At 62.8% G+C, this 13,452-nt stretch carries 19 protein-coding genes and 1 pseudogene; 12 read left to right on the forward strand and 8 right to left on the reverse strand.

What is annotated here, in order from left to right; genetic code table 11:
* Positions 1-85: 85 nt before the first annotated feature.
* A complete protein-coding gene (locus NKH38_RS12425; RefSeq protein ID WP_352760447.1) occupies positions 86-1,210 on the forward strand; it encodes a metallophosphoesterase in 1,125 nt (374 codons plus the stop codon).
* A 50-nt stretch (positions 1,211-1,260) separates the two neighbouring features.
* On the opposite strand, the gene NKH38_RS12430 is transcribed toward NKH38_RS12425, so the two are convergent.
* The gene (locus NKH38_RS12430) at positions 1,261-1,440 is read right to left on the reverse strand and encodes a CsbD family protein (protein ID WP_023671498.1); all 180 of its coding nucleotides are present in this window, start codon (positions 1,438-1,440) and stop codon (positions 1,261-1,263) included.
* A 172-nt stretch (positions 1,441-1,612) separates the two neighbouring features.
* On the opposite strand from NKH38_RS12430, the gene NKH38_RS12435 reads away from it, so the two are divergent.
* From NKH38_RS12435 to NKH38_RS12470, 8 genes are all read left to right on the forward strand, one after another.
* Positions 1,613-2,266, forward strand: a complete 654-nt coding sequence (locus tag NKH38_RS12435) for a glutathione S-transferase family protein (RefSeq protein ID WP_023689914.1) — start codon at positions 1,613-1,615, stop codon at positions 2,264-2,266.
* A 30-nt stretch (positions 2,267-2,296) separates the two neighbouring features.
* Positions 2,297-2,626 carry a YciI family protein gene (locus NKH38_RS12440; RefSeq protein WP_023723612.1) on the forward strand — a complete coding sequence of 110 codons (330 nt, stop codon included), beginning with the start codon at positions 2,297-2,299 and terminating at the stop codon, positions 2,624-2,626.
* A 464-nt stretch (positions 2,627-3,090) separates the two neighbouring features.
* Positions 3,091-3,300, forward strand: coding sequence for a cold-shock protein (locus NKH38_RS12445; RefSeq protein ID WP_023671502.1), 210 nt, complete (start codon positions 3,091-3,093; stop codon positions 3,298-3,300).
* A 293-nt stretch (positions 3,301-3,593) separates the two neighbouring features.
* Positions 3,594-3,818: a hypothetical protein gene (locus NKH38_RS12450; RefSeq protein ID WP_023671503.1), complete on the forward strand. Its 225-nt coding sequence runs from the start codon at positions 3,594-3,596 to the stop codon at positions 3,816-3,818.
* Positions 3,818-4,225 carry a hypothetical protein gene (locus NKH38_RS12455; RefSeq protein ID WP_023671504.1) on the forward strand — a complete coding sequence of 136 codons (408 nt, stop codon included), beginning with the start codon at positions 3,818-3,820 and terminating at the stop codon, positions 4,223-4,225. The genes NKH38_RS12450 and NKH38_RS12455 overlap by 1 nt, the downstream gene beginning before the upstream one ends.
* A gap of 1 nt (position 4,226) precedes the next feature.
* Positions 4,227-4,391: a hypothetical protein gene (locus NKH38_RS12460; protein WP_023671505.1), complete on the forward strand. Its 165-nt coding sequence runs from the start codon at positions 4,227-4,229 to the stop codon at positions 4,389-4,391.
* Positions 4,392-4,395: 4 nt separating this feature from the next.
* Positions 4,396-4,776 carry a YkgJ family cysteine cluster protein gene (locus NKH38_RS12465; protein WP_023715196.1) on the forward strand — a complete coding sequence of 127 codons (381 nt, stop codon included), beginning with the start codon at positions 4,396-4,398 and terminating at the stop codon, positions 4,774-4,776.
* A gap of 69 nt (positions 4,777-4,845) precedes the next feature.
* On the forward strand, positions 4,846-5,457 hold the full coding sequence (locus NKH38_RS12470; RefSeq protein ID WP_023689918.1) for a LysE family translocator: 612 nt from the start codon (positions 4,846-4,848) through the stop codon (positions 5,455-5,457).
* 23 nt (positions 5,458-5,480) lie between these two features.
* On the opposite strand, the gene NKH38_RS12475 is transcribed toward NKH38_RS12470, so the two are convergent.
* Positions 5,481-6,473: an AraC family transcriptional regulator gene (locus tag NKH38_RS12475; protein ID WP_352760456.1), complete on the reverse strand. Its 993-nt coding sequence runs from the start codon at positions 6,471-6,473 to the stop codon at positions 5,481-5,483.
* A 182-nt stretch (positions 6,474-6,655) separates the two neighbouring features.
* Here NKH38_RS12475 and NKH38_RS12480 point away from each other — a divergent pair, with 182 nt between their 5' ends.
* Entirely contained in the window at positions 6,656-7,081 is a 426-nt protein-coding gene (locus NKH38_RS12480) for a GFA family protein (protein ID WP_023715197.1), read from the forward strand.
* A 56-nt stretch (positions 7,082-7,137) separates the two neighbouring features.
* Positions 7,138-7,622, forward strand: a pseudogene (locus NKH38_RS12485) (OsmC family protein).
* A gap of 76 nt (positions 7,623-7,698) precedes the next feature.
* Here NKH38_RS12485 and NKH38_RS12490 read toward each other — a convergent pair.
* Genes NKH38_RS12490 through NKH38_RS12500 form a run of 3 tightly spaced genes read right to left on the reverse strand, consistent with a single transcriptional unit; the run spans position 7,699 to position 9,599 of the window.
* Entirely contained in the window at positions 7,699-8,085 is a 387-nt protein-coding gene (locus tag NKH38_RS12490) for a nuclear transport factor 2 family protein (protein WP_023756410.1), read from the reverse strand.
* A gap of 15 nt (positions 8,086-8,100) precedes the next feature.
* The gene (locus NKH38_RS12495) at positions 8,101-8,547 is read right to left on the reverse strand and encodes an OsmC family peroxiredoxin (RefSeq protein ID WP_023684306.1); all 447 of its coding nucleotides are present in this window, start codon (positions 8,545-8,547) and stop codon (positions 8,101-8,103) included.
* Positions 8,548-8,588: 41 nt separating this feature from the next.
* Positions 8,589-9,599 carry a zinc-dependent alcohol dehydrogenase family protein gene (locus NKH38_RS12500; RefSeq protein ID WP_352760462.1) on the reverse strand — a complete coding sequence of 337 codons (1,011 nt, stop codon included), beginning with the start codon at positions 9,597-9,599 and terminating at the stop codon, positions 8,589-8,591.
* A 102-nt stretch (positions 9,600-9,701) separates the two neighbouring features.
* Between NKH38_RS12500 and NKH38_RS12505 the strand changes: the two genes are divergently transcribed.
* The gene (locus NKH38_RS12505; protein WP_023684303.1) at positions 9,702-10,310 is read left to right on the forward strand and encodes a TetR/AcrR family transcriptional regulator; all 609 of its coding nucleotides are present in this window, start codon (positions 9,702-9,704) and stop codon (positions 10,308-10,310) included.
* A gap of 72 nt (positions 10,311-10,382) precedes the next feature.
* On the opposite strand, the gene groL is transcribed toward NKH38_RS12505, so the two are convergent.
* The 3 genes from groL to NKH38_RS12520 form a co-directional block, all read right to left on the reverse strand.
* On the reverse strand, positions 10,383-12,038 hold the full coding sequence (gene groL / locus NKH38_RS12510) for a chaperonin GroEL (protein ID WP_023709705.1): 1,656 nt from the start codon (positions 12,036-12,038) through the stop codon (positions 10,383-10,385).
* 63 nt (positions 12,039-12,101) lie between these two features.
* Complete coding sequence (groES, locus tag NKH38_RS12515) at positions 12,102-12,398, reverse strand: co-chaperone GroES (RefSeq protein ID WP_006203049.1); 297 nt, start codon at positions 12,396-12,398, stop codon at positions 12,102-12,104.
* 184 nt (positions 12,399-12,582) lie between these two features.
* Positions 12,583-13,380: a class I SAM-dependent methyltransferase gene (locus NKH38_RS12520; protein WP_023739206.1), complete on the reverse strand. Its 798-nt coding sequence runs from the start codon at positions 13,378-13,380 to the stop codon at positions 12,583-12,585.
* Positions 13,381-13,452 lie beyond the last annotated feature (72 nt).

Raw genomic sequence — 13,452 nt, forward strand, 5'->3', positions numbered from 1 at the left:
AGAAATGCCAGAGCCTCAGTGCCGTGTCGACCTGTCATTCCTGGCAACTGGACGGTGGGGCGCCGGCTGTGCTGAATTTCAGGTCATGAATCGCAAGCTCGTCCTCTCCCGTCGCAATTTCCTCGCACAGGCAGCCGGCCTTGCCATGGCTGGCATGCTGCCGCGCGCCGCGCTTGGCCAGACCGGCAAGCGCATCCAGCCCATCGACGCCACCTTTCTGTTCATCGCCGATGTCCATGCCTGCCGCATGTCGAGCGGCCTCAGCCCCAACTGCCTGGAGGAAGGCAAGACCGATGCCGCGCTGTTGCGCAATGTCGCTGTCCTCAATGGCTTGGCCGGCCGGCAATGGCCAGTCGAGATCGATGGCGTTGCAACCCGCCTGCGTTCGGCCGGCAGCCGCATCGATGCGCCGCTCGGCCTCGTTGTCGGCGGCGACATCACCGACGATGGCGGCGGCCAGATCACCGAGCCCAGCGAAGGCACGCAACTGTTGCAGTTCAGCCAGCGCTATCAACAAGGCGTCGGCCCGGACCGCGTGCACATGCCGGTCTATGTCGGCCTCGGCAACCACGATCTCGACCAGAACGGCTCGCCGCCCCATGTCGACTGGTATCGGCGTGAACTGCGCGACTATGTCGAGGTCAACCACCGCCCCGGCGTGTTCTTCAAGCCCCCGGTGCCGGCCACCGAATACGATGTCGACACCGACTGCTATTCCTGGGACTGGGGCGGCCTGCATCTCGTCCAGACCCACCGGTTTGCCGGCGACACCGGCCACGGCGCGGTGAGCAGCCTGCCGTGGCTGAAGCAGGATCTGGCGACCTACGCGGCGGATGGCCGTCCCGTCATCCTGTTCCAGCACTATGGCTGGGACACTTTCTCGGTCGAGCGCTGGGACCCGGCCAAGCGCACCTATGACGATGACGGCGCAGGCGCGCCGCACTGGTGGAGCGAGGCCGACCGCCAGGCGATGCTGGCGGCGCTGAAGGGCTACAATGTCATCGCCATCTTCCATGGCCATCAGCACGAAGTGCCGATGATCTACAAAAGCGATGGCCTCGACCTGTTCAAGCCGAAGGCTGCCTATTTGGGTGGCTTCGCGCTGGTGAGGGTAACCGGGGACAGCATGGACGTGGTGCTGGGCGAGGCGGCCGGCGACCACGGCGAGGTCAAGTTCACCAGCGCCTTCAGCAAAAGCCTCAGCCTCTGACAAGAAAAAGGCGGCCTTGAGCCGCCTTCCTCATTGCCTCCAAGATCGAATCAGAGCGCCTTTTTGATCTTGTCCTTCACGTCGCCATAGACCTTCTGCACCTTGCCGGCGGTCTTGTCGGCCGTGCCTTCGGCCTGGGTCTGCCTGTTGCCGGTCGCCTTGCCGCCGGCCTCCTTGACCGAGCCCTTGACCTGCTTGGCCACGCCGGCAACCTGATCCTTGTTCACCATCTTTACATCTCCTGGGCTTTCCGGGGATTCACTCGCAGGAGGCAAACGGGCCGGCTTGGCTTAGGTTCCCTGGGCGGCGATCATCGTCGCATCTGGTCGCTTATATGGTCGCCGAAACGCTTTGCCGCGTCGTATCGTGTGACTAGTGTGACGAAATTTTGGGGAGACCGCCTTGGCTGAATTTACGCTCATCATCGCCAACAAGTGCTTTTCGTCCTGGTCGCTGAGGCCATGGGTGGCGATGAAGCATCTGGATATCCCTTTCGAGGAAGGTTTCGTGCGCCTGCGCACGCCCGAAACCTTTGCCGCTCTGGCGAAAGTCTCGCCCACCGGCCTTGTGCCAGTGTTGAATCACAATGGCAGGATTGTCTGGGAAACCCTTGCCATCCTTGAATATCTCGCCGACCTGTTTCCGGAGAAAAAGCTTTGGCCTCAGGATATCGGCGCCCGAGCGCTGGCCCGCTCGGTAGCGACCGAGATGCATTCCGGCTTTCGCGAGGTGCGCTATGGCTGGCCGATGAATTTGCGCCGGCCGAAGGGCCACAAGCCGCTCGACGCCGAAGGCGAAATGCAGCGCGCGCGCATCGAAACGATCTGGCGCCAGTGCCGGGAACAATACGGCAAAGGCGGCCCCTTCCTGTTCGGTCATTTCACCGCGGCCGATGCCATGTATGCACCTGTCGTCACCCGCTTCGACACCTATGGCGGCAAGCTCGCGCCCGACACGCGCGCCTACGTCGACGCCGTGTTGGCAACGCCGGCGATGCGGCACTGGTATGCGGAAGCAGCGAAGGAGACTTGGCCGGAACCCGGCCCGGACGAATAGGACCACTAATGACATCACGGTGAGTGACCGATGGCCAGCAATGATGGACCGCGTGAGACTACCGCGCCAACAATCTTCCACTGCCGGCTGATCCCGCCTCGGCCGGACTTCGCCTTCACCCTGACGGAGGAGGAGAGGGAGTTGATGGGCCGGCATGCCGACTATCTGCGCGGCAAGCTTGCCGAGGGCACCATGATCCTCGCCGGGCCGGTCGCCGACCCGGCCGGCCCTTGGGGTCTGCTGATCCTGCGTGTCGGCAGCGAAGCCGAGGCAAGAGCGGTCACCGACGGCGATCCGGTGTCGAGCTCCGGCCGCGGTTTCCGCTACGAGATCCTGCCGCTGATCAGCGCGATCCTGTAGGCGAGCGTAAGTTTAAGGAAAAGTGTGAAACGGTTTTCCCTTGGGAATTGTGTCAGAAAACGGCACATACAAGAACGCCTCTCGCACCGTTTAATGTGCGGGAGGCGTCCTTTTGCCAGCATTACTGAGATTGCTCTCTGAATTGCTGACACCACGGAAATGCGCCGGCTTGCGATTGGTTCCGGGGCGTGGAATATTTTTTGGGAACGCCTTGCGCTCCGCCACCTCGTCAGTGAGGCTTATGCCTCAGGCATCCTCAGGTTGAATTTGGGCTTTGGCCAAACCAGAAATTGACTCGGCGCTAAGAGAAGTCTATAAGAAATATGTCGATATTTGTTTGACCGACTTTTGTTATCCGCGCATGATGCGCGCCTTTGACGAACTTCCCCATCAAAAATCGAGACAAAACGCTGTTGTGCAGTCGCACGATGGTGAACGAATATTTGCCAGGGAAAGGGTTCTTCATGGCCACCGGCACAGTGAAATGGTTCAACGCCACCAAAGGTTTTGGTTTTATTCAGCCTGACGACGGCTCCGCCGACGTTTTCGTCCACATCTCGGCCGTAGAGCGCGCCGGCATGCGTGACATCGTCGAGGGTCAGAAGCTCGGCTACGAGATGACCCGCGACAACAAGTCGGGCAAGATGTCCGCCGACCAGTTGAAGGCGGCCTGATAAGGAATTCGGCCTTCCGGTGACCACGGATGTACTGGCACCGATGAAAGGCTGAAAGGAGCGCCTTGCGCATCCAACTGGATGCGCGGCGCTTTCATGGAAGGTCAGGCGGTGCCTGGCCTTTTTCATTTTGTGCGTCATGCCGCTAAAAGTGCGCCGCACGCCGGCCGGAACGTGCTAAGGGACGCTCCAGCAATCTGAACCGCCCATACTGCCCCGCTGCCGTATTGCTTTGGTCGTAATCGAAGGCCGCTCTCGCTCTATCGGCACCAGGCTCCCGACAGGAGAAAGTTTTGACCACTCAATCCAAGACCGCCGACCAGGCCGGCTCGCTGTTCAGCAAGACGCAAACCCAGTCGATGTCACTCAACCGCATCCTGTCCGAGCGTGATGCCGTCAGCGAGGCGCGCGAAGCCAAGACCGCGCGCTTGCGCGAACTGCGCAAGGAAAAGGAAGCCGACGACATGGCAGCGGCCGCAGCCCTTGCGGCGCTGCCGAAGCGGGCAGGCAAACGCTGATGGCCACCAAGCGCGTACCGCCGACGCCGATCGATGCCGATGCGACCATAGCGTCCATGGTCCCGGGCCTGGACAAGCCGGTCGAATATGTCCGCCGTGTGCTGGAAAAGCTCGAGCGCTGCAAGCGCGCGCATGGCGATGCCCAGGTGCGCGTCGGCGTGCGCGGCCGTGCCGAAGCCCCGAACTATCTGGTCGAATATGTCCGCGAGGACAAAAAGACCCAGGAGCGCGTGACCTACCAGGATGCCGCCTATAGCGGCAGCACGCATCGCGAACTGGCGGCGCACCACATTGCCGAGGCGAGGAACTGGTCGCCCGAGGAAATGAACATCACAGCGGTCTCGGCGCTGATCGGCCGCTTGCGCAATCCGCGCGCACCATCATCCCGCTTTTCCGACGAGGACTGACATGGCCATAAAGTTTTCCACCAAGGACCAGCCGGCAGCGCCGGCTGCTGCCACTGCAAAGCAGGCCAAGCCCGCTGCCGCGCCGAAGGCCGCCGAACCGTCGGCAACCGATCTGTTCGAGGCGCCAGCCGCCACGCCCAAGGGCAAGGCAGGCAAGAAGAAATAGCGCCTTGCCGCACCAAGCCGATCGCAATCTCGCAGCACCTGGGCTGGTCGCGTTGGCCGCCAGGGATATCCGGTCGTCAAAACAGGACGACCAGCCGGTTTTCGATTGCCAGAGCTGCGGCGCCTGCTGCTCCTACTCGGCCGAATGGCCGCGCTTCTCGACCGAGGACGATGCGCAACTTGACCGGATTCCGGAAAAGTTCGTGTCCGCCGACCTGTCCGGCATGCGCTGCGAGGGCGTGCGCTGTTCGGCGCTTACGGGCGAGATCGGCAAGCACACGGCCTGCGGCATCTACGAGATCCGCCCGGACGTCTGCCACGCCTGCATGCCTGGCGGCGACGATTGCCTGATGGCGCGCAAGGCGCACGGGATGCCAACGATCTAGCCGACGCCCACCTTGCCTCATCCCACATCCCCCGATAGCTTCCACTACGGGCAGGGCGTTGGAGGAACCATGAGCATCGAATTCCTGTTGACGTCGCTGATCGTCGTGGCTTCGCCCGGCACCGGCGTTCTCTACACGCTGAGCGCCGGGCTTTCGCGAGGCGCGCGCGCCTCGATCACTGCTGCATTCGGCTGCACGCTTGGCATCATCCCGCATATGGCCGCCGCCATCACCGGCCTGGCGGCGCTGCTGCACACAAGTGCTGTCGCCTTCGAGACGCTGAAATATCTCGGCGTCGCCTATCTCCTCTACATGGCCTGGAACACGCTGAAGGAGAAGGGCGGCCTGAGCGTCGATGAAAACGCGGCACCCCGCTCGGCAGCCAAGGTCATCACCTCCGGTATCCTGATCAACATCCTGAACCCGAAGCTGTCGATCTTCTTCTTTGCCTTCCTGCCGCAATTCGTCAGCACCACCGAACCGAACGCATTTGCCAAGATGCTGGAGCTATCGAGCGTCTTCATGCTGCTGACCTTCGTCGTCTTCGTCGCTTACGGCATCTTTGCCGCCTCGATCCGCAGCCATGTCGTGTCGCGGCCGATGGTGCTGACCTGGATGCGCCGCACCTTCGCCGGCGCCTTTGTCATGCTCGGCGCCAAGCTGGCGCTGGCTGATCGATAGAACAGGATCTAGCAGGCATCGGCCTACTCTTCGTCGGTTCCGGATCCGGTCCGGATGCCTAGACGCCAGGCCGAGGGAGGAAGGCCGATCATCTTCTTGAAGGCGCGGCTGAACGCTGCCTCGGATTCGTAGCCGATTTCAGCGGCGATGCTGGCCATGTTGCTGGAGGCGGCGCTGAGCAGCTCCGAGGCGATCTGCATGCGCCATTTGGCGAGATAATGCATTGGCGGCATGCCGACCAGCCTGGTGAAGCGTTCGGCGAGCACGCTGCGCGACAGCGCGGAGTCCTTCGCCAGCGCCTCCACCGTCCAGTTATGCGCCGGCCGGTCGTGGATCAGCGCCAGTGCCCTCGCCAGGTGCGGATCGCGCAGGCCAGCCAGCCATCCCGTGGTTTGTGGCGGCAGCGATTCCAAGTAACGGCGCAACACGTCGACAAACATCAGTTCGCTCAGTTTGGTGAGCACCGTTTCACTGCCTGCGCGCTTTTGCGCCACCTCCGTGACAGCCAGGTTGATGAACTGGCTGAGCCAGCCGCCATCGCCTTTGGCATCTCCGGCCTTGATCACCGGCGGCAAAGCCTCGAGCAGTGGATTGAAAGGCTGTGCATCACAGGCGAGATAGCCGCAAACCAGCCTGGCCGAGGTCGCGCCGTCGCCGGCGCAGTTGATGTAAAACGGCATCCGGCCGGCTGTTGCGATGTCGAGAACGTCGGCTGTCGGCGGATCGGCGCGCAACGCCGGATTGCTGGACATAATATGCGGGTCGCTCCTGGTGAAGACGACGACTTCGCCGGCCTCCAGCGCGATCGCTTCCTGGCCGACGATGCGCGCGAAGCAGCGACCGGCCGTTACCACATGGTAGGAGATCAGATGGTCCGCACCGGGCAGGATCTTCGGCAGGATGGACGATGGCGCCGGCGAGCAGACGGCCCACGGCTCGTGGCCCTCAATGTCAAAAAACGTCGCGCCGGTAAGGCGTACCGTCCTCAACAGGTCAGACAGAGCATCCCCGGCCATTCCGTTTCGTCCCGCACCCGGCTAGCCGGTGAGCCATCCCTTTCGAGTTCCGGACGCGCTGTCAAGCGAGGCGGACGCCGTATGATTCAGTTCGCGGCCAGAACTCCTAAACCTGCACCGGTGCTCAAGCGCTGCCGAGAGTGGGCGCTGAGTGCTGTCGAAACCAACCAGGGACAAAAGTCATGACGGTACATAAGGGCGGGTGTTTTTGCGGCGCCGTGGAAATCGAAGTGCACGGAGCCGCCGAGGCAATGGGCTATTGCCATTGCGGTTCTTGTCGATCGTGGTCGGCGTCTCCCGTGAACGCATTCACGCTGTGGAAGCCTCAGAACGTCAAGGTCACCGGGGGCGCGGAGTTCCTGTCCGGGTTCGAGAAGACCGAAATGAGCGATCGCCAGTTCTGCACGAAATGCGGTGGTCATCTGATGACCGTTCATCCGCCGCTCGGCCTGGTCGATGTCTATGCGGCAACGATACCAGGCGTGAAATTCACGCCTGGGGTTCACGTCAACTACGCTGAGACCGTGCTGCCGATGAAGGACGGGCTGCCCAAGCTCAGGGACTTTCCGGCTGAGCTCGGCGGCTCCGGCATCGCGGTGCCGGAATAAGGCCCGGCCACTGCTCGCCATTTTTGACAACGACAATTCAAGACAGGAGATTGTTCATGGAAATCGCAACATTTCGCGCCACGCAGGAGCCGATCAAGGATCTCTATCGCAGGGATGCGAAGGCCGCGTTCCTCACCTTGAAGGCCAAAGGCGTCGCCGACGCGTCCACCGTGACCTGCAAGGTCGAGACCGGACGCGGGCTGGCGCTTGCCGGCATCCATCCGATGGCCGGGGGCTGCTGGAGGCGCTGATCGCATGCGCCGGTGTCTCGATGCGCGCGGCGGCGGCCGTGCTCGAAATTCCGATCAGGTCCGCCGAAGTTTCCGCGGAAGGTGACGTCGATCTTCGCGGCACGCTCGGCGTGACTGCGGGTGTTCCAGTCGGCTTCAAGGAAATCCGCTTGCGGTTCGACATCGACACCGACGCTCCCCAAAGCCAGCTCGACCAACTGCTCGAACTCACGGATCGCTATTGCGTGATCTTCGAGACCATCCAGAACAGTCCCAGCACCACGGTGAAGCTGCACCGCGTCATCCAGTGACCAGAAAACCGGCCCGGAAACTCGACTGGAGCGAGATTCCGGGCTGGGAACGGGAGTGCCGTATCGGGCAACGCTTCTATCCCTTGACGTAACCCATCGCCTCGACGATCAGCCCATCCGCGACGCGCATCAGATTGACGCCGCGGATGGAGTTGCCGCCGGCCATGAAGTAGCGCCAGCGGATCGTCGCCCGTTCGCCGGCGACGAATGTCTCCTCGAGGTCGAAGCGCGTGCCAGGCTGGGTGGCGATCGCCGACCATAGGTCAATGCATGCCTCTTTGCCGGCATGGCGGGCGCCGTTCGGCGCCGGCACGGTGTTTTCGATAACGCAATCCTTCGCCACCAACTCGGCAAGCGCGGACGGATCGTGCAGCTGGAACACATCGTTGAAGCGATGCATGATCTCGGCCGTCTGCCGGGACAAATCATTCCCGACTGCGTCCATGATAAGCTCCTGTTTCATCATATTCTCCCGGTTTCATCGATCTTTGACGGCTTTGACCAGCACGGCCTTTAGGGTGATCTGAGGCACGCCGGCCAAGGCGCGCGAGACGAGGCAAGTCGCCTTGGCCGACTGCGCCAGGCGTTCGAACTCGTCTTCGGCGAGATCCGTGACCTCCGCCTCCGTTTCGAGCTCGATGCGGGTGATCGTCGGCCCGGCGGCGGTCGCGCCGAGATGCACCTTGGCGACGGTGCGGATGGTGCGGGCGACGTGGCCTTCCTGGCCGAGGATGAAGGTCAGCGCCATCGAGAAGCAGCCGGCATGTGCTGCCCCGATCAGCTCTTCGGGATTGGTGCCCGGACCGTTCTCGAACCGCGACGGAAAGGAATAGGCGCCTTCGAAGACGCCGCTGCCAAGCCGCAGACGGCCGCCGCCTTCCTTCAGCGTGCCTTGCCATTCTGCGGAAGCTTCACGGATGGTCATGGTCGTTCTCCTGGTTCGGGGTTGAAAAGCGGGCAATTGGGTCAGGCGCAGTCGATGACAACCTTCCCGAACACGTCGCCCTGCCAGAAGTGGCGGTACGCTTCGGGGGCTTCGGCAAAGGGGAAGACCCTGTCGATAACGGGCTTGAGGCGATGCTGCGACACGGCGCGCAGCATGGCCTCGAGATTGCTGCGGCTGCCGACGAACAGGCGGCTGATGGTGGCGAGGCTGCGCTGATAAAGCGCTGCCGGCATCTCGATCGATCTGCCACTGGCGTCCTGCAGCGTCAGCAGCACGATGTGTCCATAAAGCGTGCTGGCAATCAGCGACTGCGCGAAGGTGGCCGGGCCGCCGGTTTCGACGACGAGGTCGATGCCGCCTGTCTGCTCGCGCGCCCAGCCGCCCCATTCCGGTATGTCGGTGCTGGAGACAACGAGGTCGGCGCCCAGCGCCCGCAGCCTGTCGGCCTTCTCCGCGCGCGATGTGATGGCGACAACCCGGCAGCCGAGCAACTTGGCGAACTGCAGAGCAAACAGCGAAACGCCACCCGAACCGATGGTGAGAACCCATTGACCAGGCTTCGGAATCCGGGTCCCGGTCACCGCGTTCCAGGCCGTCACGCCGGCGCAGGTCAGCGTCGCCGCTTCGTGCCAGCTCAGATGATCGGGCAGTCGCGCCGCCCATTGTTCGTCGAGCACGGCAAACTCAGTCAGCATGCCGTCCAGCGTACAGCCGAGCTGGTCGATCAGACCGGCATTGATGCGGCCATCGATCCAGCGGGCGAAGTAGCTGCCGGTGACGCGGTCGCCGACGGCAAAACGGGTGACGGCATCGCCGATTGCGACGACGTCACCGGCGCCGTCGCTCAGCGGCACGATGCCTTGCCGCGCCGGCAACGGATAGGTGCCGCCAAGGATCATCGTGTCGCGCCGATTGAGGGAGGCGGCGCGGACTCGCACCACGATCTCATGCGGTTTCGGTTCCGTCCGCGCCTCGTCGCGCATCGCCAGGGATTCGGTTCCACCAAACCCTTCGAGCCGGTAGCTGCGCATGTCACTCTCCTTAATAGTATATAGACTGATCCACATATTATATAGACCGATTGTCATATTCTTGGCGAGGCCTATAATGCGTCACTGCTGACAGAGGTTGACATGGCCAACGACACCCGCACCCGCATACTCGAGACCACAGGCCTGTTGCTCAGGCAGCGCGGCTATCACGGCACCTCGCTCAACGACATTCTGGGCGCCAGCGGGGCGCCGCGCGGCTCGCTCTATTTTCATTTCCCGGGCGGCAAGGACCAACTGGTCATCGAGGTGACGCGCAACAGCGTTGCCGACGTCACGAAAAGGCTGGGCGAAGCACTGGCAGCCGAAAGCGATCCTGCAGTGGCCGTCCATCACATCTACCAGTCGGTCGGGCGCATGCTGGAGGACAATGATTTTTCGCTGGGTTGCCCCATCGCGCCGGTGGTGCTGGATTCACCCACCGATGTGCCGGAACTGGCGGAACTCTGCCGATCGGCTTTCGAGCAATGGATCGGCTTGCTGCGACAGGCCTTCGTCAGGGCAGGGGTGCCCGAACGCCGCGCGCACGCTTTGGCGCTGCTGATCGAATCGTCGCTGGAAGGGCTTATGGTGATTGCGCGGGCCACCCGCGACCGTGCACCGGTGCTGGTGGTGGCCGACGAGGTGGCGGCACTTGTCGAGCAGGCGGTGCTTGCAGGCAAGGTTGCGCGGCAGGCGGACAGCGCCGCCTAACCATCCGCTTTCCAAAACAAAAAAGGGCGCCTCTCGGCGCCCTTTCCGTATGCATAAGCCAGATAGCTTGGATTAGAAATCCATGCCGCCCATGCCGCCCATGCCGCCGCCGCCCATGCCGCCAGGCATGCCGCCGCCAGCCGACTCCTTCTTGGGAGCCTCCGCGATCATGGCTTCGGTGGTGACGAGCAGGCCGGCGACCGAAGCCGCGTCCTGGAGAGCGGTGCGAACGACCTTGACCGGGTCGACGATGCCCATGGCGATCATGTCGCCATACTCGCCGGTCTGGGCGTTGTAGCCGTAGGTCGCGCCCTTGTTGTCGAGGATCTTGCCGGCAACGATCGAAGCTTCAGCACCTGCGTTCGAAGCGATCTGACGGGCCGGAGCCTGCAGTGCACGGCGAACGATGTTGATTCCGGCAGCCTGGTCGGCATTGACGCCGGTGACCTTGATGTTGGCCGAAGCGCGCAGCAGTGCGACGCCGCCGCCTGCAACGATGCCTTCTTCCACGGCCGCGCGGGTCGCGTTGAGGGCGTCATCGACGCGGTCCTTCTTTTCCTTGACTTCGACTTCCGTCGCGCCGCCGACACGGATCACCGCAACGCCGCCGGCGAGCTTCGCCAGACGTTCCTGCAGCTTCTCCTTGTCGTAGTCCGACGTGGTCTCTTCGATCTGCTGCTTGATCTGGGCAACGCGGCCCTGGATCTCGGCCTTCTTGCCGGCGCCGTCGACGATGGTGGTGTTCTCCTTGGAGATCGACACCTTCTTGGCGCGGCCGAGCATGTTGAGGCCGACATTCTCGAGCTTGATGCCGAGGTCTTCCGAGATGACCTGGCCACCGGTGAGGATGGCGATGTCTTCCAGCATGGCCTTGCGGCGATCACCGAAGCCCGGCGCCTTGACGGCGGCGATCTTCAGGCCGCCGCGCAGCTTGTTGACGACCAGCGTGGCCAGAGCCTCGCCTTCGACGTCTTCCGAGATGATAAGAAGCGGCTTGGAGGTCTGCACGACGGCTTCGAGAACCGGCAGCATGGCCTGGAGGTTGGACAGCTTCTTCTCGTGCAGGAGGATGTAGACGTCCTCGAGCTCGGCAACCATCTTGTCGGCGTTGGTGACGAAGTAGGGCGAGAGATAGCCCCGGTCGAACTGCATGCCTTCGACGACTTCCAGCTCGGTCTCGGCGGTCTTGGCTTCCTCAACCGTGATGACGCCTTCATTGCCGACCTTCTGCATCGCTTCGGCGATCATGGCGCCGACCGACTCGTCGCCATTGGCCGAGATCGTGCCGACCTGGGCAACTTCCTCGGAGGTCTTGATCTTCTTGGCAGCCTTGCCGAGAGCCGCGACGACTTCGGTGACGGCCAGATCGATGCCGCGCTTCAGATCCATCGGGTTCATGCCGGCGGCAACGGCCTTGTGGCCTTCCTGGACGATCGACTGCGCCAGAACGGTCGCGGTCGTGGTGCCGTCGCCGGCGATGTCGTTGGTCTTCGAAGCAACTTCGCGGACCATCTGCGCGCCCATGTTTTCGAACTTGTCTTCAAGCTCGATTTCCTTGGCGACGGTGACGCCGTCCTTGGTGATGCGCGGTGCGCCGAACGACTTGTCGATGACGACGTTGCGGCCTTTGGGGCCGAGCGTGACCTTCACTGCGTCGGCGAGGATGTTGACGCCGCGCAGCATGCGCTCGCGGGCGTCGCGGGAGAATTTTACGTCTTTAGCAGCCATTTTTTAGCTCCTGGCAGGGGGCTTGCGATCAAGCCCGAAATTAGTTGACGGTGAGGCCGATGATCAGCCGATGATGCCCATAATGTCGGATTCCTTCATGATCAGAAGGTCTTCGCCATTGAGCTTGACTTCGGTGCCCGACCACTTGCCGAACAGGATGCGGTCGCCGGCCTTGACGTCCAGCGGGACCAGCTTGCCGGCTTCGTCGCGAGCGCCGGAGCCGACGGCGATGATCTCGCCTTCCTGCGGCTTTTCCTTTGCCGTATCCGGGATGATGATCCCGCCGGCGGTCTTGGATTCGGATTCGACCCGGCGTACGACCACGCGGTCATGAAGCGGGCGGAACTTCGACTTTGCCATTTTTTCTTCCTCGAATGAGAACGGTGAGAGCTGTTCCTCGATCCGGCGGTGCCGGATGTGCGTTAGCACTCACCTGGGGAGAGTGCTAACGTGCGCTGAAATAAGCGCGTGGCTTTCGAGAGTCAAGGCGAACGGTGAGCACAATTGTGCCAATTGGAGCCGTGCCGCGATCCGACGGCAGACCCTACCGGCGCCGCGGCGATTTAAGCACCAGAAGCGGGCATCGTTCCGCCAGCCCATAACCCCCTGTCGGCGCGAGGCGGACACTGTCAAAAAACCGGCTCGCCTCTTCGACCAGCGTCGCCGCCGGGGCGAAACTGTAGACAGTCTGCGAATTCGCATAGACATCGATGGTGCCGATGACCGGCATCTCCCATCCGGTCGTCGCGGCAAGGGCCTCCCGGTCGGCAAACAGCGCATCGAAGGCGTCGAGGATCGCCCGCACCGGAATGGCGCGGTCGGGATCGCCGCCGGCACAAGCCATGGCAATGCGCCATTTGAGTTCGTGGAAGGTCGCGACACCACCGGACAGCGTCAGCGCCCGGACCTCCTGCAGATCGTCCGGCACCTGAGGGCTTGCATAGGCGCGCAATGCAGCCCGCCCATCGGACTTCAGCACACGCGCGATCTCGGCAAGCAGCGCCTGCCGTGCAACCGAGGAGTCCAGCGCCGACAGACAGCCGTCGCCGATCACCGCCCCGGCGCTTTCGTCGCCCAGCGGCAACTCCAGCCAGTTGCCGATCACCGCCTTGCGTGAGGCGGTATCGCCCGGCCAGATGCCCGATATCATGGCAGTGGACTCGTCGATCGCGAGCATGGTCCTTCCGAGGCCGGCAAGCTCCGGCGTGACCCCGAGCAGCACCACATCGACTGATTGCAGGCTAAGTTCGCGCTCATAGGCGGCGACAGCTTCCGGGGGCGGACACAGCGGCGACCCGAGAAGCCGCCAATGACGGCGAATTGCGTCCCAATGCTCAGTCATGCGGAACGGTTTGGGGAAAGGCTGGACATATTTCCTTCCAGGCTGTTGGTTGCCTTGCGAGTTACCTCATGC

This window comes from Mesorhizobium sp. M1078, from assembly GCF_040318615.1.
Lineage (GTDB): Bacteria > Pseudomonadota > Alphaproteobacteria > Rhizobiales > Rhizobiaceae > Mesorhizobium.

Coding starts and splice junctions, on each gene's coding strand:
- NKH38_RS12475 (WP_352760456.1), bottom strand. CDS start 6,473: ATGGCCGGGGATGCTCTGTCTGACCTGTTGAGGACGGTACGCCTTACC.
- NKH38_RS12470 (WP_023689918.1), top strand. CDS start 4,846: ATGAGCATCGAATTCCTGTTGACGTCGCTGATCGTCGTGGCTTCGCCC.
- NKH38_RS12430 (WP_023671498.1), bottom strand. CDS start 1,440: ATGGTGAACAAGGATCAGGTTGCCGGCGTGGCCAAGCAGGTCAAGGGC.
- NKH38_RS12455 (WP_023671504.1), top strand. CDS start 3,818: ATGGCCACCAAGCGCGTACCGCCGACGCCGATCGATGCCGATGCGACC.
- groES (WP_006203049.1), bottom strand. CDS start 12,398: ATGGCAAAGTCGAAGTTCCGCCCGCTTCATGACCGCGTGGTCGTACGC.
- NKH38_RS12480 (WP_023715197.1), top strand. CDS start 6,656: ATGACGGTACATAAGGGCGGGTGTTTTTGCGGCGCCGTGGAAATCGAA.
- NKH38_RS12460 (WP_023671505.1), top strand. CDS start 4,227: ATGGCCATAAAGTTTTCCACCAAGGACCAGCCGGCAGCGCCGGCTGCT.
- NKH38_RS12445 (WP_023671502.1), top strand. CDS start 3,091: ATGGCCACCGGCACAGTGAAATGGTTCAACGCCACCAAAGGTTTTGGT.
- NKH38_RS12505 (WP_023684303.1), top strand. CDS start 9,702: ATGGCCAACGACACCCGCACCCGCATACTCGAGACCACAGGCCTGTTG.
- NKH38_RS12495 (WP_023684306.1), bottom strand. CDS start 8,547: ATGACCATCCGTGAAGCTTCCGCAGAATGGCAAGGCACGCTGAAGGAA.
- NKH38_RS12520 (WP_023739206.1), bottom strand. CDS start 13,380: ATGACTGAGCATTGGGACGCAATTCGCCGTCATTGGCGGCTTCTCGGG.
- NKH38_RS12440 (WP_023723612.1), top strand. CDS start 2,297: ATGGCCAGCAATGATGGACCGCGTGAGACTACCGCGCCAACAATCTTC.
- NKH38_RS12490 (WP_023756410.1), bottom strand. CDS start 8,085: ATGAAACAGGAGCTTATCATGGACGCAGTCGGGAATGATTTGTCCCGG.
- NKH38_RS12500 (WP_352760462.1), bottom strand. CDS start 9,599: ATGCGCAGCTACCGGCTCGAAGGGTTTGGTGGAACCGAATCCCTGGCG.
- groL (WP_023709705.1), bottom strand. CDS start 12,038: ATGGCTGCTAAAGACGTAAAATTCTCCCGCGACGCCCGCGAGCGCATG.
- NKH38_RS12425 (WP_352760447.1), top strand. CDS start 86: ATGAATCGCAAGCTCGTCCTCTCCCGTCGCAATTTCCTCGCACAGGCA.